The 18,930-nt window shown below is 41.0% G+C and carries 13 protein-coding genes and 1 rRNA gene; 10 read left to right on the forward strand and 4 right to left on the reverse strand.

Annotated elements, in window-relative coordinates; genetic code table 11:
* The first annotated feature begins 34 nt into the window (after positions 1 to 34).
* The 8 genes from upp (at position 35) to GVK91_RS18545 (ending at position 8,702) form a co-directional block, all read left to right on the forward strand.
* Positions 35 to 682 carry a uracil phosphoribosyltransferase gene (gene upp, locus GVK91_RS18510; RefSeq protein WP_153847513.1) on the forward strand — a complete coding sequence of 216 codons (648 nt, stop codon included), beginning with the start codon at positions 35 to 37 and terminating at the stop codon, positions 680 to 682.
* Between the two features lie 104 nt (positions 683 to 786).
* Entirely contained in the window at positions 787 to 1,260 is a 474-nt protein-coding gene (locus tag GVK91_RS18515) for a ribonuclease H-like YkuK family protein (RefSeq protein ID WP_046672303.1), read from the forward strand.
* 52 nt (positions 1,261 to 1,312) lie between these two features.
* Positions 1,313 to 1,915: a nicotinamide riboside transporter PnuC gene (gene pnuC / locus GVK91_RS18520; protein ID WP_075990952.1), complete on the forward strand. Its 603-nt coding sequence runs from the start codon at positions 1,313 to 1,315 to the stop codon at positions 1,913 to 1,915.
* A gap of 23 nt (positions 1,916 to 1,938) precedes the next feature.
* On the forward strand, positions 1,939 to 2,472 hold the full coding sequence (locus GVK91_RS18525; protein WP_153847514.1) for an AAA family ATPase: 534 nt from the start codon (positions 1,939 to 1,941) through the stop codon (positions 2,470 to 2,472).
* A gap of 151 nt (positions 2,473 to 2,623) precedes the next feature.
* Positions 2,624 to 3,034 (forward strand): BrxA/BrxB family bacilliredoxin, encoded by a 411-nt coding sequence (locus GVK91_RS18530; RefSeq protein WP_070563263.1) that lies wholly within the window; start codon positions 2,624 to 2,626, stop codon positions 3,032 to 3,034.
* 341 nt (positions 3,035 to 3,375) lie between these two features.
* Complete coding sequence (locus tag GVK91_RS18535; RefSeq protein ID WP_227550291.1) at positions 3,376 to 4,941, forward strand: amidohydrolase; 1,566 nt, start codon at positions 3,376 to 3,378, stop codon at positions 4,939 to 4,941.
* Positions 4,942 to 5,136: 195 nt separating this feature from the next.
* Entirely contained in the window at positions 5,137 to 6,042 is a 906-nt protein-coding gene (locus GVK91_RS18540; RefSeq protein ID WP_153847516.1) for a GLPGLI family protein, read from the forward strand.
* On the forward strand, positions 6,042 to 8,702 hold the full coding sequence (locus tag GVK91_RS18545; RefSeq protein ID WP_153847517.1) for a hypothetical protein: 2,661 nt from the start codon (positions 6,042 to 6,044) through the stop codon (positions 8,700 to 8,702). The genes GVK91_RS18540 and GVK91_RS18545 overlap by 1 nt, the downstream gene beginning before the upstream one ends.
* Positions 8,703 to 8,835: 133 nt before the next feature.
* Here the strand turns inward: GVK91_RS18545 and lipA are convergent, their stop codons facing one another.
* Complete coding sequence (gene lipA / locus GVK91_RS18550; protein WP_046672297.1) at positions 8,836 to 9,717, reverse strand: lipoyl synthase; 882 nt, start codon at positions 9,715 to 9,717, stop codon at positions 8,836 to 8,838.
* 173 nt (positions 9,718 to 9,890) lie between these two features.
* Between lipA and GVK91_RS18555 the strand changes: the two genes are divergently transcribed.
* Together GVK91_RS18555 and carB are read left to right on the forward strand one after the other, a co-directional pair.
* Entirely contained in the window at positions 9,891 to 12,125 is a 2,235-nt protein-coding gene (locus GVK91_RS18555) for a beta-N-acetylhexosaminidase (protein WP_228280071.1), read from the forward strand.
* A gap of 260 nt (positions 12,126 to 12,385) precedes the next feature.
* Complete coding sequence (gene carB, locus GVK91_RS18560) at positions 12,386 to 15,205, forward strand: carbamoyl-phosphate synthase large subunit (protein WP_153847519.1); 2,820 nt, start codon at positions 12,386 to 12,388, stop codon at positions 15,203 to 15,205.
* A 49-nt stretch (positions 15,206 to 15,254) separates the two neighbouring features.
* Here the strand turns inward: carB and GVK91_RS18565 are convergent, their stop codons facing one another.
* From GVK91_RS18565 to rrf, 3 genes are all read right to left on the reverse strand, one after another.
* Positions 15,255 to 16,145 (reverse strand): formylglycine-generating enzyme family protein, encoded by an 891-nt coding sequence (locus GVK91_RS18565; RefSeq protein ID WP_235032956.1) that lies wholly within the window; start codon positions 16,143 to 16,145, stop codon positions 15,255 to 15,257.
* Between the two features lie 215 nt (positions 16,146 to 16,360).
* Positions 16,361 to 17,767, reverse strand: coding sequence for a Gfo/Idh/MocA family protein (locus GVK91_RS18570; RefSeq protein ID WP_220801655.1), 1,407 nt, complete (start codon positions 17,765 to 17,767; stop codon positions 16,361 to 16,363).
* 1,008 nt (positions 17,768 to 18,775) lie between these two features.
* Positions 18,776 to 18,887: ribosomal RNA gene (gene rrf, locus GVK91_RS18575) — 5S ribosomal RNA — on the reverse strand.
* Positions 18,888 to 18,930: the final 43 nt, after the last annotated feature.

Here is an 18,930-nt window from a genome sequence, read left to right on the forward strand (position 1 = left end):
TTATCTTTAGTTTAATTGAACTAGCACACACGCCATGGTCACTATTCTATCTACCCAAAATAGCATTGCAAATCATTTTATTGCCGAGCTGAGAGATATCAGCATTCAACAGGATCGCATGCGCTTTCGTCGGAATCTGGAACGATTAGGTGAAATTTTCGCTTATGAAATCAGCAAGACGATGGCCTACAAACCTGTTGAAGTTGAAACTCCGTTAGGTGTGGCCAAAACCCATCTCTTGATGGAACAACCCGTGCTCGCAACAATTCTGAGAGCGGGCCTTCCCTTTCATCAGGGACTTTTAAACGTATTTGATCAGGCCGACAACACCTTCATTGCGGCCTATCGGCATACAAAAAAGAGCGGTGAGTTTGAAATTCATAAGGAATATGTCAATACACCAAACTTAGACAACCGTACAGTAATCATTGTAGACCCCATGCTGGCCACAGGAAAGAGCCTTGTTTTATGCTGTAAGGATCTACTGGCCGAATATGATATCAAAGAATTACACATTGTTGCGGCCATTGCATCCGAAGAAGGACTAAACCACGTTCAGGCTTTTGTACCCACGGCGCATATCTGGGTTGGTGACGTCGACCACGAACTGACCTCAAAAGCCTATATTGTACCTGGGCTCGGTGATGCCGGAGACCTGGCCTATGGTGTAAAACACCATTAATGTGGATAAATTATTTAAAACTAAATTAACACTTAGCTCATTGAAATTCAGTAAATTTATGTCAATGATGAAGTTTAATTTTTTTATATCTAATTTATATCGCTATGAGATGGCAAAAATACAATGGCGAATCCATTCGCTCCACGATTTTCGATGCTGTTGAAGAAGTCATTAAACGAGAAGATGCCCTAGGGAATAAGCTCAAGGTTTATATCGGCACCGATTCCCAAGTCAAGAGAGGCATCATCGACTTCGCAACAGTCATCGTCTTTCTCCGGGAACATAAAGGTGGATTTATGTTTATCCAACGGGACAAAAGGCACCACCGAATGAGCATTAAAGAAAGGATGCTACTCGAAGTCCAAAAATCCATCGATATAGCCTATCAACTCTGCCCCCTCCTCGAAAAACACAAAGTAGACCTCGAAGTCCACGCCGACATCAACACCAATCCAAATTTCCAGTCAAATGTTGCCCTGAAAGAAGCCATGGGCTATATTATGGGTATGGGATTTGTTTTTAAGGCCAAGCCCGAGTCTTTTGCCAGTACCAATTGCGCTAATAAACAGGTTCAATAATTGACTATAAGGCAGACTTTGTATATTTAGGGTGTAATTTTTAATACACCACATGCATGAATTTTTTCAGCAGATTGCACGTCAATTTGCCCAGACCTCTTGGCTCGAATGGTTAGGTACCCTGACAGGCTTTCTTTGCGTCTATTTGGCCGCTAAGCAAAATATATGGAACTGGCCGATTAGTATCATCAGCGTGGCGTCCTATGCTATTCTGTTTTATGATGCCAAACTATACGGAGATACTGTACTGCAATTCTACTTTCTGTCTACTGCTGTTTATGGCTGGTATTATTGGATAAAACGAAAAGAGGAAAAAAAGAAACCCATCGTCAAAGCCAGCAAGGGGCAGTTGCTCCTTTGCCTCCTGGCAATCCTCGTCCTGACACTGTCAATCGGTTATCTCCTCGATAGCAAGACAAATTCCGATGTTCCTTATATTGACGCTTTCTGCACGTCCGTAAGTTTTGTTGCTCAATTTCTGATGACACGCAAAGTGCTTCAAAACTGGCTCTTATGGGTATTTGTGGATATTTGTTATATCCCGCTCTATATACACAAAGACCTTATGCTGACCGCAGTACTCTACCTTGTTTTCACACTCATTGCTTGGAATGGCTATCGCGATTGGCAGAAAACCTATAAAAATTTTGCGTAATATTGCCTATCAAAACGATCGATGTGGGAAAAGATTTCATAAAAATTGCCGTTGTTGGCCCCGAGTCCACCGGAAAATCAACGATGGCACAATTTCTTGCGAAGGAATTTCAGACGGTATGCGTGCCCGAATATTCACGTTATTATTGCCAAAGCCTCAACAATAAATATACCTTACAGGACGAAGTCAATATGTTTTATGGACAGGTCGCTTTGGAGGAAGCGCTGGTCCCTTTAGCACAAGGACAGCTCCTCATCTGTGACACCACCTTCCTTACGGTCAAAATTTGGTCAGATCATCTTTTCGGTCATACTCCACAGGAAGTCACCGATAAAATTCAACAACATGTTTATGACCTTTATCTGCTGATGGATATCGATCTACCCTGGCAGGATGACCCACTACGGGATTTTCCCGAACAGCGTGAACATTTCATGGAGATCTGGAAAAGCGAATTGAACGCCATTAGTGCGAATTATCATCTTATTTCGGGGCTCGGCGACCAACGTCTTGAAAATGGACTTCATGCTGTAAAAGATTTTCTGACATTGATTTGAGACAAGTGTCTTGACGAAGCAGCCTTTTACAGCTATATTTGTAGGAATAAAATATAGCTTATTGTTTATGCGGAGTAAGTATACTTGCCCGGCGACAGAAAGCTTTATAGACACAATTAAAATAGAATATTAACATTTTACTTAAGAAATAATGTATCCAGAATATTTAGTAACTCCAATGCGTCAAGAGTTAGTTGATGCGGGATTCGAAGAATTAAAAACACCTGAAGCAGTTGATCAGGCTATCGCATCAGAAGGAACTGTTTTTGTGGTTGTAAACTCTGTTTGTGGTTGCGCTGCTGCAAATGCACGTCCAGCTGCAAAAGCTGCTGTAAAAAACGAAAAACACCCAGCCAAATTGGTGACTGTTTTCGCAGGTATGGAAACTGATGCAGTAAACACTGCACGTAACTACATGTTGCCTTACCCTCCATCTTCACCAGCAATGGCTTTATTTAAAGACGGGAAATTGGTACACATGATTGAAAGACATATGATTGAAGGTCGCCCGGCACAAATGATTGCTGACAATTTAGTTGCAGCATTTGACGAGTACTGTTAATCACGTATTTTGATTTTTGAATTAAAAAGGCTGTCCAAGTTATTTGGATAGCCTTTTTTGTCTATTGGATAATTCGTATTTTCCTTACTTTTCCTGCACGTCCCCTTTCATAACTTTACTGATGGTCCCCTGTCCGAACAATATGCGGCAACCCAGCATAGGCGCTTCACGTAAAGCAATTCGATCAGCCAAAACCTCAAGTCCGCATATCCAGCAGACCTAGCCCCAAGTCTAGTTTTAGTTTATTAAAAGCTTTTTCCTATTTTTAGGTTATGAAAACCTTCCCAATAATCATTTTTTTATTCTGCTTGACGATCATATCATGTTCACCGCAAACGAAAGTGGACCTTATTGTTTATCATGCGCAAGTATATACTGTAGATTCGGCTTTTAGTACAGCACATGCTTTTGCAGTCAAAGATGGTAAGTTTATTGCCATCGGTTCCGATGAAGAAATACAGCGAAAGTACAAAGCAGTAGAAAAAATTGACGCACAGGGGAAGGCCATTTATCCGGGATTCTACGATGCCCATGCGCATTTATTTGACGAAGCCGAACTAATGGATCAAGTCGATCTAAACGGCGCCGATTCTTTCGAGGAGGTTATTCAACGTGTCAAAAACTACCAACAAAAAAATCCGCACAAAACTTGGCTGATCGGTGGTGGCTGGGACCAAAATCGCTGGAAAGATAAAACTTTCCCAACCAAGGATCTACTCGACACAGCTTTCCCGGATATCCCCGTCTACCTCATGCGTGTAGATTATCATGCGGCGGTTGCGAACTCCAAAGCGCTCGAATGGGCAAAATTAATGAGTATCCCCATCATTCGCGGCGGTGTGGTCGGCGGGACTAATGATACTCCCAATGGTCTCTTGATCGACAATGCAATGGATCTTGTCAATAAGAAAATTCCGGTTCCGAGTGAAAAAGAATATTTAAGAATGCTCAAGCGGACGCAAGACTCTCTCCTTTCCGTTGGCCTTACCTCCATTGTAGACGCAGGTTTATCAAAAGAAAGACTCGATCTGCTAAAGAAATACTATCGGGAAGGGCAGTTGAAAATTAGAGATTATGCCATGATCCTAGGCAATCCCCAAAATATAAAGTCATTTATCGATCAGGGTTTCTATGAAACAGACCGTTTCGAGATCAAAGGATTTAAACTGCTCGCCGATGGCGCATTGGGATCCCGTGGTGCATGCCTCCTTGCGCATTACCATGATGCACCCACCCACGGCTTTCTCCTCCATAGCCCTCAAGAATACGAAGCAATGATCAAACAGATTGCCGAAAGTAAGTTTCAGGCAAATACCCATGCGATAGGCGATTCGGCCAATCGTATTATATTGGATATTTATGGCAAATACCTCCATAATAATGGCGATCGTAGATGGCGAATCGAGCACGCCCAAATTATATCGCCTGCAGATTTTGATAAGTTTCGAAAGTATCAAATCATACCATCTGTACAACCCACACATGCAACCTCCGATATGTACTGGGCCAAAGATCGACTCGGTGAAGAACGTATGAAAGGCGCTTACGCTTATAAGCATCTGTTGAAAGAATATGGAAAACTCGCATTGGGGAGTGATTTTCCGGTCGAACATTTCAATCCCTTATATGGTTTCCACGCGGCAGTAGCCCGTGTCGACAAAAAAGGGTATCCTAGCCACGGATTTCAGATGCAAGACGCGATAAGCCGTGAAGACGCTTTGAAAGGAATGACAATCTGGGCGGCATACTCCTGTTTTCAGGAGAAAAAAAGAGGAAGTATCGAAGTAGGAAAAGATGCCGATTTTGTTATCCTCGAAAAGGATATCTTGAAAATCCCGAATGAGCAACTGCGAAATGTAAAAACAGAACGGACAGTAATTGCAGGTGAGACTGTGTTTAAAAGATAACAATAGCTCATATGCCTAAACATGTCTACTAAACTTATATCGCTAACAATACAACATAGTTAACAAAAAAATCGCTAACAAATCAAACATTTCTTCACCTGCAGCAACCTCCTCTAGGGAGGATTACAAGGAAAAGTTTGAATAAATTTTCATGATTACGAATATTTCGTATATTTACGATATAAACATACATTTATGAAATATTCATTACCACTCCTATTATCCTTAGCGACACAGCTGTTATTTGCACAAGAGCGTACTCCAGCAATCGCTAAAGTACATTACGAATTCAAGCATGTAAATGACAGTACCCAACGGGATCAATTTATACGCGATGAAACAGTCGTTTACCTGAATCAACAGGCGAGCTACTACACATCATATTCATCCAAGCGCATGCAAGATGAGGTCAAAAAACAAATGGAGGGCCCCAGTTTCGACGGTACACTAAACATTACTACTCGTTCGACACCATCGAGCTCCTCCTATTTATTAGACGCCAATCAAAACAAAATGACCGAAGTGGTCAGCGTTGCCAGTGACAATTTTGCCATTCCACAGGTTTACCCTATTCAAGATTGGGAAATACTGGGTGACCGCAAAGAAATTGGTGGCTACAATTGCCAGAACGCAAAAACAACATTCAAAGGCCGAACCTATATCGCCTGGTTTACAACCGAACTGCCGTTTTCCTATGGTCCGTGGAAACTTCATGGCCTTCCTGGCCTAATTCTGGATGCCCGTGACACAAAAAATGAAGTGATTTTTGCTTACGCCGGATTCGACAAAATTGAGGATGGCAAAACATCGGTGGCCCTGCCGCAAAACGCCATCGTAAGTACTGTAGAAGAGGTGAAAAAAGTTCAGGAAGCCTTTAAGGCCAATCCACAAGCTTATATGCAAGCCCAATCGGGAAAAAACAGAACCATCAGTGTAGGTTCATCGGGAAATATGGTTGCAGTGAGATCCAGTTCCGGCTCCGGAGGAGGCTCCCCTACTGGTGCTTTGGATCCGTCAAAAATAAAGAGTTTCAATATTTCAAGAGACGATAAATACAAACCTTCAAAAGTTACCAACAATCCGATAGAGCTGACGCCTTAATGAAAGTATTTTTATGTTTATTTATAGTCGTTTTGCTTGGGCAAATGACCTTTGCCCAGCAAACGATTAGTGGAACGGTCCAAGTGGATAAGATGCAGCATCCCGTACCCTTTGCCAGTGTCAACATCCTTTCAGACAACAAAATCATCGCTTTCAAACCGACAGATAAAGAAGGGCGTTTTACAATTACATTAACAAAGGACTATGCAAGCCTCTACCTGCAGATCAATCACCTTACTTACGAAAAATTTGAGCTCAAACTTGGCACGCAGACATCCAATCTTCGGATCGCCCTCGTACCAAAAACCAATCTACTACAAGATGTCATTGTAAAGAGCAAACCTAAAGTAAGCCGTTCAAATGATACAATCTCTTACGACGTCGGATCTTTTGCCAAAGAAGAGGATCGAAATATAGGCGACGTAATCAAACGTCTTCCGGGTATGGAAGTTACTGAATCGGGTCTTATTAAATACCAGGACAAAACCGTTTCTAAACTTTACATTGACGGTGACGATCTATTGGAAAATCGCTATGGTGTAGGTACACGGACAATCCCGCATAAAATGGTAAAGGACATTCAGGTACTCGACAATCACGAACATTATAAAGTCCTTAAAAATAAAAGGTTTACAGACGACGTCGCCATAAATCTCGTTATCAAAGAGGAAGCAAAGCTAAAACTCACTGGGCAGGCCAAAATTGGCGTCGGCACGCCCAATCTCTATGATCCTGAATTGAACTCAATCCTATTCAACAAAAAAGTTAAGATGTTGAATGTCCTCAGCGGTAATAATACCGGCAATGATCTTTCCGGAGATATCATCGGCGCCAATCAGTCCTCTTTACTGGCCAAGTTTGGCAGCTCGCCCATCAACAATCTCCTGGCGACGAGCACAACAGGCAGTCCAAATATTCCTAAAAGCAACTATTATTTCAACAATACAGGTTCGCTAAACACCAATAACCTATATAACCTTAAGAATCACTGGCAGCTAAAATCAAATATTCAGGTTTTATACGACAACGATAGGCAAAATAATACCTCAAGCACACAATACCTGCTCGATGATGGCGACGTCTATTTTAATGAGCAAAATCACCTGAAAACAGCGCGATGGCTCGGCGCAGCCAGACTTTCGGCATCCACCAATACGGAAAAGAAATATGCGAGTAATGCCTTGTCATTTGAGTATGAAAAAAAAGATATAACAGCATTGTTGGCAAACTCTTCAGGCCAGATCGAGCAGTTCCAAAAACACCACATCAAGGGATTCAGCAACTTGTTCAGCTATATACCCCAACTTAAAAACAATGACATTATTGCAATCAACTGGTCTTTAAATTATGGTAATAAACCACAGACTTTACAGATCTATCCTGGGGTTTTTCCAGAAATACTCAACGATAGCATTCCCTATAAAAGTAGTCGCCAGCAAATTGAAGTTCCTTCCTTTTTTACGGAGATCAGTACAGGTTATCGCTTCAATAAAGGCAGAATCAAGCAATACTATCAAATTGGCTTCAATACAGATCGCCAACACTTCAACTCGCTCCTTGCAATAGCGGATAATGATCAACATATTCGAACATTGGGCGATAATACCCGTAATGATCTGCATTGGAGCAGGTCCCAAGCATTTATTACTCCTCAATATTCATGGAAAACAAATCGGTTTGAAACCCAGCTCGACATCCCGGTCACCTATTTATTTACGCATTATGAAGACGTCAGTCATCAGCTGTCCACTTCCAAAAATTCTGTGCTGATCAATCCTAATTTAAAAGCGAGATGGCAGGTTTCTCAAGAAGACTATCTTCAATTTAACTATCAATTTGCGCAGGACATTGGCAACATAGAAGATATATACCGTGGTGCAGTATTACGGAACTATAGAATGCTCAGCCAAAATAATGCAGCGCTAAATGAATCAAAAAAACATACATTTAATCTCAATTATAACTTAGCCCGTACCCTAAAAGTATTATTTGCAAATGCTGGTATTAGCTATTCAAGATCGCTTTCCAACACGATATTATCTTCCGTTATAAAAAATAACATCACCGAAAATATCTTGGTCAATATGGATAACCTTCAGGAGCGCTGGTCTTCTCAGATCGGGTTTGATAAATATATTTTCCCCCTGGCAAGTACCCTCAAACTAAAAGCAAGCATTTCTCACTTCAAATACAATCAATTGTTAAACAATGCCCTAGTCCCTATTCGAAGTATGAGCTATCTATTTCAACCCAGTATAGAAGCTAAAGTCTTTAAATCTTATAACATTTCCTATTCAGGACTATTCAATTGGAGCAGGAGTAAACAACAGGGTCTGGACAATACGATCCAAAATAAAACCACCACAATGATGCATAATATAGGTTTTCCGACCAGCCCCTTCAAAAACGGCTTTATGCGGCTAAACCTGCGCAATCTTGCCACCTTTCAAACAAACATGAAGAATGCAAGTTATACCTTCATAGACTTTTTTACGCGCTACAAGGTCAACAAGTGGAAAATGGATTTCGAATTGGAAATGAATAATTTGGCCAATATCAAAAACTATCGTACTTATCTGATGACGGCCAATATGATTTCCCAGAATGAATTTGAACTTCGCGGAAGAACAATTTTACTCCGCACAGTTTTTAACCTTTAAAGCATCAGACCACATCGGAAAGAAACAATTGCGTTGGGCTATAAAAAAAAGAAGCCTGAGCAAAAAAATCACTCAGGCTTCTTTTTATATCTTGCGAAAAGTATTCTTTGTTAAAAAACTTTAGAACTGTTTTCTATTGCATATCGAATAAATGTTTCTCAGCATGATAAGAAGAACGAACCAACGGTCCAGACTCCACATACTTGAATCCCATTTCTAAACCAATTTTCTGATATTTCTCAAATTGTGCAGGTGTAATCCATTCGATTACAGGATGGTGAGCTTTCGTAGGCTGTAAATATTGACCTAATGTCAAAATATGCACCCCGACGTTATATAAATCTTGCATTGCCTCGATAACATCTTCCTCAGTTTCACCTAAGCCAAGCATAATACCAGATTTTGTACGGAGTCCAGCTTCAGAAATGCGACGTAGGCACTCGAGTGAACGATCGTATTTAGCCTGAACGCGAACTTCTCTTGTCAAACGACGGACAGTTTCGAGGTTGTGCGAAACAACTTCGGGACGTACTGCGATCACGCGGTCCAAATTATCCCATTGTCCTTTAAAATCTGGCAAAAGTGTTTCCAGGGTTGTTTCTGGGCTTTCTCTACGGATTGCATTGATTGTCTCCGCCCATATTATCGAGCCACCATCTTTTAGGTCATCACGATCTACCGAAGTGATCACACAGTGTTTCACCTGCATTAACTTGACAGAATTGGCGACACGATTGGGTTCATCCAAATCAACCGCCAAAGGACGACCGGTTGCTACCGCACAAAATGAACAAGAACGCGTACAGATATTTCCCAAAATCATGAAGGTTGCCGTTCCAGCCCCCCAACATTCGCCCATATTCGGGCAATTTCCACTCTCACAAATTGTATGTAATTTATGCTCGTCTACAAGACTTCTGACATGTCTATACTCTTTACCAACAGGCAATTTGACACGCAACCAATCAGGCTTGCGTTGTGCAGGAGTTGCCGGAATAACTGGAAGTTCAATCATACAACAAAGTTAAGGATTAAAAATGTAATTTCTAACCGTCAATTTGTTGGTTTTATATCATAAAAAATGACCGATTGCCACCAATAATAGAATTATGAAACAAAAATTAGGATATTTGTGTTGATTATCATTAATCTAATAACAAAACTATGCGACTGAGCCGATCTTTATCCATGTTGTTACTTGGGGGTGCAACCATCTTTACTGCACATGCCCAAACCAACTTTGACATTATACCCAAACCTTCGAAAATCACATTGGCTACGGGAACATACGCTATCTCTACACATCTTCAGGTTATTGTTTCAGATGAATTTCAGGAGGCGACACAACTGCTTACTGAACACCCAGCTATCAAAAGCCTAGCTGTCGAAGTACTCAAGAAAAATAAAAAAGGTCCAAAAGAAGGCTTTCGCATTATTAAAGCAGTTGATGCAGATAACCTTAGCAAGAACGCCTATTCCATCCAAATCGATGAAAAAGGCCTGCTGCTCAGGGCCTGGAATGTACCCCAGGTTATCAATGGGATTTACACACTGGTTCAATTGGGCTATCTACAAGCTGATCCAAGTAAAATAGCCTATGCGACTATAGTCGATGAGCCACGATTTGCCTACCGTGGCTTACACCTGGATGTATCGCGCCATTTTATGCCGCTATCTTTTGTAAAAAAGTATATCGACATCATGGCCATCTATAAATTCAACAACTTTCATTGGCATTTAACTGATGGAGCGGGATGGCGGCTGGAGATTAAGAAATACCCCGAGTTAACACAAAAGGCGGCCTGGCGTACACATACGGGCTGGAAAGATTGGTGGAACAATGGTCGTCAGTATGTAGAAAAAGGGAAGCCAAATGCCAGCGGTGGATTCTATACGCAGGAAGAAGCCCGCGAATTGGTCGACTATGCAGCCCGCAAAGGAATCAATGTTATTCCTGAGATAGAAATGCCCGGGCATTCGGAAGAAGTATTGGCCGTATATCCAGAACTCTCCTGTTCCGGAAAGCCCTATGGTCAGGGAGAATTCTGTATCGGCAATGAAAAAACCTTTGAATTTTTAAAAAATGTTTTGGATGAAGTCCTCACGATATTCCCTTCCCAGTACATTCATATCGGCGGTGATGAAGCTGAGAAAAAGCATTGGGAAACCTGCCCAAAAGATCAGGCGCTCATGCAAAAAGAAGGATTAAAATCTGTCGACGAATTGCAGAGCTATGCTATCAAACAAATGGATCTATACCTGCAATCCAAGGGTAGAAAGCTGATCGGTTGGGACGAAATCCTCCAAGGGGGGCTCACCGAAGGAGCTACCGTCATGAGCTGGCGCGGTGAAGATGGCGGCATAAAGGCCGCAAATGCAGGCCATGATGTCATCATGACTCCCGGTTCACACCTTTATTTTGATTCTTATCAGACAGACCCTCGGACACAGCCTGAGGCCATCGGAGGTTACCTTACACTTGATAAGGTTTATTCGTATGATCCTATTCCAGCTGCCATACAAGGAGATAAGGCGAAGCATATCCTCGGAGCACAGGCGAATATATGGACAGAATATGTACCTACCACCGAGCACCTCGAATATATGGTTTTCCCACGGGCATTGGCTTTGGCGGAGGTCAATTGGACGAATAAAGATGGAAAAAGCTGGACTGACTTTCAGCGAAGACTGCAATCACATTATAAGCTTTTACAAGATCTAAACGTCAATTATTATCGTCCTTCCTTTAATGTCGCTTATACAGCAACATACAATGCCGCTAAAAACAATAATAAAATTACGCTGACAACGGAGCAACTAAAAACGGATCAGATCCGATATACTATTGATAGCAGTGAGCCTACGATCTTGTCTACGCCATATACTGGACCATTTGAACTCAGCTCAACAGGTCATATCAATGCCGCTTATTTTCAAGATTCTATCAAAATAGGTCCAACCCTATCCTTTGATATTGACATTCATCGTGCTATCGGAAAAAAAGTAACGTACAACACAGCATGGTCTGGATATCCAGCACAAAAAGATTCTACCTTAACTAACGGAATCATGGGCGGTCTTTCCTATCACGATGGTCAATGGCAAGGATTCACCAGTCCGATTGATGTTGTTGTCGATATGGAACGAAGAGAAGAAATACACCTGGTAGCCATGAATTTTATGCAGATGATTGGCCCGGGCGTTTATATGCCAGGAGAAATGGAAGTCCTACTTTCGGATAATGGCCGTACCTTCAGATCCGTAGGAACAATCAAAAATGACATATCCGATAAAGAATCCAAGTTGACTTTCAAAAGGTTTGAACTCAAACTTGACAAAGCCCAACAGGCTCGTTATATAAAAATCAAAGCCAGCAATCCAAAAAAAGGCTACTTGTTTACGGACGAAATCATCATTTATTAAACAAATCAACCCCATTATTGCCTACGAGTTGGAAAACATATCGCTTATGTTTTCCAACTCGTTTTTGTTTTTTCAGGACCACTTTTCTAAAAAACTACATTTTTTCTGAAATATTCTTAAAATAAATAGTTAATTTTCAAAATTTAAAATGTAACTTTGCACTCCGACAAAGCAGTCGGAATGACCCTTCCCCATGAGCTACTTTTGATTGTCTTTGCTCAGATTTACAATAGGAAATTTAATTTTTTGAACTAGATATAATGCCAAGAAACACTTCCATTAAGTCGGTTTTAATCATCGGATCAGGTCCCATCGTTATCGGTCAAGCTTGTGAATTTGATTATTCTGGATCTCAAGCATCCCTTTCATTGAAAGAAGAAGGTATTGAAGTATCCATCATCAACTCAAACCCTGCAACAATCATGACGGACAAAGTTGTTGCAGACAATGTCTACTTACTTCCATTAACATGCGAAAGTATTGAAGAAATTTTGCAAAAACACAACATTGACGCTGTACTTCCTACCATGGGTGGCCAGACTGCTTTGAACTTATGTATCGAAGCTTCTAACCTAGGTCTTTGGGAAAAATACAATGTAAAAGTTATCGGTGTTGATGTTGCTGCCATTGAAAAAACTGAAAACCGTGAAGAATTCCGTCAATTAATGGTTGATATCGGTGTGGGCGTTGCAACATCCAAAATTGCAAACTCATTCCTTGAAGGTAAAGAAGCGGCACAAGAAATTGGCTATCCGCTTGTTATACGTCCATCTTATACTCTTGCAGGTACAGGAGGTGGATTTGTTCACAGAAAAGAAGATTTTGATGCGGCCTTAAATAGAGGTTTACACGCTTCACCAACACACGAAGTTTTGGTAGAACAAGCGGTATTAGGCTGGAAAGAATTTGAGTTGGAATTACTTCGTGATACCAACGACAATGTTATCATCATCTGTACCATTGAAAACTTCGATCCAATGGGTATCCACACTGGAGACTCAATCACTGTTGCACCAGGCATGACATTGTCAGACAAATGTTATCAAGATATGCGTAATCAGGCTATTCTGATGATGCGTTCTATTGGTACATTTGCAGGTGGATGTAACGTTCAGTTCTCTGTAAACCCAGAAAACGAAGAGATCATTGCCATCGAAATCAATCCACGTGTATCACGCTCTTCGGCTTTAGCATCGAAAGCAACGGGTTATCCGATTGCGAAGATTGCAGCTAAATTGGCGATTGGTTACAACTTGGATGAATTGCAAAATCAGATCACAAAGACAACATCCGCATATTTTGAACCAACATTAGACTATGTGATCGTTAAGATCCCTCGTTTCAACTTCGATAAATTCAAAGGAGCAAACAAGGAATTAGGTCTACAGATGAAAGCGGTAGGTGAAGTAATGGCAATCGGCCGTACATTTATCGAAGCTTTACAGAAAGCTTGTCAATCATTGGAGACTGGCCGCGCTGGTTTAGGTGCTGACGGTCGTCAATGGAGAAACCTTGACGAAATCATGGACAGTTTGGAACATCCAAGTGGTGACCGTTTATTTCATATCAAAGATGCTTTCGAATTAGGCGTTCCTTTGGAATCTATCCGTAAGGCAACACGTATCGACAAATGGTTCTTAGTACAGATCCAAGAGTTGGTACACCTTGAGCAAGAATTACGTCGTTATCAATTGAATAATATTCCACGCGATTTCTTCATGACCTTAAAACAAAAAGGTTATTCAGATGTACAAATCGCATGGTTATTAGGAAATGTAACAGAGGATCAAGTTTACGATCGTCGTAAGGAGTTAGGTATCAACCGTGTTTACAAAATGGTAGATACTTGTGCTGCAGAATTCCCTGCACAAACACCATACTACTATTCGACATTCGAAGAAGAAAACGAATCGATCTCTTCAGATAAAAAGAAAATCATCGTTTTAGGCTCAGGTCCTAACCGTATCGGTCAAGGTATCGAGTTCGATTACTCCTGTGTACACGGTTTATTGGCGGCTAAAGAATGTGGTTACGAAGCGATTATGGTTAACTGTAACCCAGAGACTGTATCGACAGACTTCAATATGGCTGACAAATTATACTTCGAGCCCGTATTCTGGGAGCATGTACGTGAGATCATCGAATTAGAAAAACCAGAAGGTGTTATCGTTCAGTTGGGTGGACAAACGGCTCTTAAAATGGCTGAGCGTCTAGAGCAACTTGGCGTAAAAATCATCGGTACTTCATTTGAGAATATGGACTTGGCAGAAGATCGTGGCCGTTTCTCCGATCTATTGAAAGAATTGGAAATTCCATATCCAAGATACGGTGTAGCAACTTCAGCAGAAGAAGCATTACAAGTTGCAAACGAAGTTGGATATCCAGTATTGGTTCGTCCTTCTTACGTGTTGGGTGGACAAGGCATGAGCATTGTCATCAACGATGAAGATTTAGAAAAAGCTGTCGTCAACTTGTTGAAAAACCTTCCTGGAAACCATATCCTGATCGACCACTTCCTGGATCGTGCAGAAGAAGCTGAATCAGATTCAATCTGTGATGGTGAAGATGTACACATCATTGGTATGATGGAACATATTGAACCTGCTGGTATCCACTCAGGGGACTCTTCAGCTGTATTGCCTCCATTTGGCCTATCACAAGCAGTTCAGGATAAAATGGAAGAATATTCCATTAAACTAGCAAAAGCATTGAACGTAAGAGGTCTATTAAACATTCAGTTTGCCGTAAAAGGTGAAAATGTGTATGTTATCGAGGCCAACCCACGTGCATCACGTACGGTCCCTTTCATCGCTAAAGCTTATGATGTTCCTTACATCAATATTGCAACTAAAGTCATGTTGGGTGTTAATAAATTGAAAGACTTTACGATCGAACGTAAACTAAAAGGATACGCGATTAAAGAACCTGTATTCTCTTTCAGTAAATTCCCTGAAGTAGACAAGCAATTAGGCCCTGAGATGAAATCAACTGGTGAAGCAATTCGCTTTATCAAAGATCTTCAAGATCCTTATTTCAGAGAATTGTACAATCAAAAATCAATGTTTTTGAATGCACAATAAGACATATCAATAAAATAGAATAGAAAAGGCTTGCAAATGCAAGCCTTTTCTATTTTATATCTTTTACACAGCGGAACCCTACATTATTTGTAGGACTGTTGACCTCCCCTTTTCCTCTGCTTCCGGCTTTATACCTTTCGCAATATTGATCATTGCAAAGAAATGACCCTCCCCGCTGAACGCGTTTTTCAAGATTTGGTTCCTGCGGATCATAAGAATCTTGTGGTCCTTTGGGGTTAGCAGTTGTACTATGCTGATAATAATCGGGTCTATAAAAATCAGCACACCATTCCCACACATTCCCTTCCATATCGTACAGTCCCAACGCATTTGCCTGAAATGATTTTACAGGTGCTGTCCCTTCAAATCCATCTTCTTTCGAATCTTGTACAGGAAACTTTCCCTGGTAAATATTTGCGGTCCATTTACCATTAGGCTTCAATTCCTTACCCCAATAATACAAGTCGTCGTTTGCATCTTTACGTCCTCTAGCCGCATATTCCCATTCCGCTTCTGTAGGTAATCGTTTGCCTGCCCATTTCGCATAAGCTGCAGCATCTTCATAGGCAACCTGAACAACAGGATAATTCATTTTATCCTTTATCGAGCTATTCGGTCCCTCGGGATGTTGCCAATTTGCACCAGGGACATACTCCCACCACATCAGATAATTATTTAATGAATTGAGTTCTTTAGGTTTGGAAAATACAGCCGATCCCGGAACTAACATCTTGGGATCCACTCCAGGAAAGTCTTTCGGATCCAGCTCCCGCTCAGCAACAGTTATATAACCTGTCTCCTTTACAAACTGCGCAAACTGTGCATTTGTGACCTCATGTTCGTCCATATAAAATGAATTCAGTTGCACCTGATGTAAAGGCTTACTATCTTCAAAGTTCGAACTTCCCATCAAAAATTTGCCCCCTTCGACTAATATCATCTTGTCCGTAGTCTTACTTTTTAACTGAGCAATTTGGGATTTTATCATACCTGCGCGCGTAGGTATATTTTCCCCAACACAACAGGAAAGTGTATCCTTGGTGGAAAATAACGATAAACAGGTAATTAGAGTCAGATTGAATAACATAATTAAAGATAAACATAAAAGGGGAACAATAAAAAGTTCCCCTTCAATAAGTCATTTATATAAGAGGGCTATACGCCCAATTGTATATTTTCTTTTTTCGCTGATCTAGAACGAATAGGCGTATTTCCACCGCCTTTTAACGTGATTTCTACCGGCGTATTATTTTTCCATGCACCCTTTGTGAAATCCGGTACATCAACTGTTTTACAGTTCTTTTCTACAGATTCGAAACTCAATGGCACGATACAGCTCCATGAAGCAGCATCATAGACATCCTGGTCCAAAGGTAATCCGTTGCGCAAACAGTCAATCAGACGCCAGTCCATCATAAAATCCATCCCACCGTGTCCACCAACCTGTTTTGCCTGCTCACCAATATATTTTACCAATTCTGGTGTGTATTTATCGTACAGTTCTTTTAATTTCTGTTCTGTAATGAATTCATGGCCAAAAGCAATATTCTCCGTAGGATACTTTTGTGCAAACCCTTTGGTTCCACTTAGTGTATGTAATCTAGAGTAAGGTCTAGGAGAAGTGACATCATGCTGCAGCATAATCGTTTTTCCTTTTGCGGTGCGGATAAGCGTTGTATTCATATTACCGCGGTATTTCTTTCCGACAAATTCCTGAAAAAAAGAATCCTTGGCCGCTAGCTCTTTTGCTTTTTCTCCCATCATAAAATCATTGGAAGACATTGCCACAAGATGATCCATCTTATCCCCTCTATTGATATTTAAGCATTGTGCCACAGGCCCAAGTCCATGAGTAGGATATAGATTTCCATTTAATTTTATATTTTCTCTCAGGCGCCACATGTTATCATAGCCATTCTTTGCAAAATTAAGATCAAGCAAATCGTGAATATAAGCACCCTCGGCATGGACGAGTTCGCCAAACAAGCCTTGGCGCACCATATTCAATGTCAGCATTTCGAAGAAATCATAACAGCAATTTTCCAGCATCATACAATGCTTTTTAGTCGCTTCAGATGTCTTCACGACCTCCCAACAATCTTTGATCGTCAAAGCAATCGGCACTTCACAAGCCACGTGATTACCCGCTTTCATCGCGGCAATACTCATCGGAGTATGATAATCCCAAGGCGTACAAATATAGACGAGATCGAGTTTCTCTTCTTTCAACAAGGATTTCCAGCCATCTTCACCTGAATACGCTTTCGGAGCTGTTAGACCTTTCGATGTAACGATTTTTGTTGCGCGCTCAACCCGATCCGGATGTTTGTCGCAAAGTGCGACAATTTCGCATCCCTCAATAAAGGATAACCGTTCAACAGCACCAGGACCGCGCATGCCCAGTCCAATCACCGCTACTCTGACTTTATCAATTTTTGGAGCTGCATAGCCACACATATTAAACGACTCTGCTGCCGTATTGGCATTGACCAAAGTAGGGAGTGAAACAGCCAGTGATGACAATATTCCGGCCTTTTTTAGAAAATCTCTTCTAGAATCCATAATTTAAAGTTCATATAAATTTAAAGGGACCAATTGGTCCCTCTAAAAAATCACCTATTTTAAAACAAACTAAACAGTCAATAGAAAAATCCTTTTGGATTGGATTTATATTTGGTTCTTATGTAAGAACTTAATCTCTATAACAATAATATAACACTTTTTTCTAAATAAAAAATGAAACTTGAAAGCAATCGTTTGCTTAATCTACACAAACGATTGCTTAATTTTTTATCTTCGTTGTTTTTCAATCGATATTCATCAGCCACAAAGTTTTCAATAATGAAATCCCTGATAGGATAAGCCCATCATAACCGGTTACCCTAGCAGGGAATATCGAGCTGCATTTGCTATCGTTATACAATTGTAACTACACAGAGGTATAGCTGCAGGTATAATGTTATATTACGTTCCTGATCAGGATGTGTAAATAAGAAGATCAACTTATGTGGCTAATGACATTTGCCAATAAAGCTTAATAATAGAGTAGAATAGCTGTATAGCATGTAATTATGAGAGCTATATCTGTAACCACTACCTGTATACTTCCCAACAGTCGGATAGCATATACAACTGCTTATTACAAGTAGCTACTGCAAGGCCATTGATATACAGCAATACGATACAGATGAAAAACAATATAGCTTGATAAGGATAGTAGCAGGACAGGATATTCCCCAATAATTACGAGTAGTCCTTGCTGTACTTACCGATATACGGCTATAGGACACTGGTGAAAAGCAATAAGGTTTGACACGGTCAGTGAAGGCTGTATGAGTGCTGTCCACTGGATTACAATTCCCCTCGGCTACAAGGATGCTCCATACCACTGAGCAATACCACTGAGCACAGTGAGAGTTGCGGAACAGCTACCGATGGATCAGGCTCATCGACGGCCATGTGCTGCGATAACCGATATGCGGAGGATGGGCAATAGCCTGTACAGGGAAATACGGAAGTATCTAAACGAAAGAAGCCCTTGACTGTTTCCAGCAAGGGCTTCCGTGTAAAAAAAGGCACCGACCTACTCTCCCACCTGTTACGGCAATACCATCGGCTCTGGCGGGCTTGACTGCTCTGTTCGGAATGGGAAGAGGTAGACACCGCCGATATAGGCACCTAAAAATCTTTATTGGCTGATCTATGATATTCATATCATCTTATTC

The organism is Sphingobacterium sp. 18053 (assembly GCF_902706145.1).
In the GTDB taxonomy this organism is placed as follows: domain Bacteria; phylum Bacteroidota; class Bacteroidia; order Sphingobacteriales; family Sphingobacteriaceae; genus Sphingobacterium; species Sphingobacterium paramultivorum.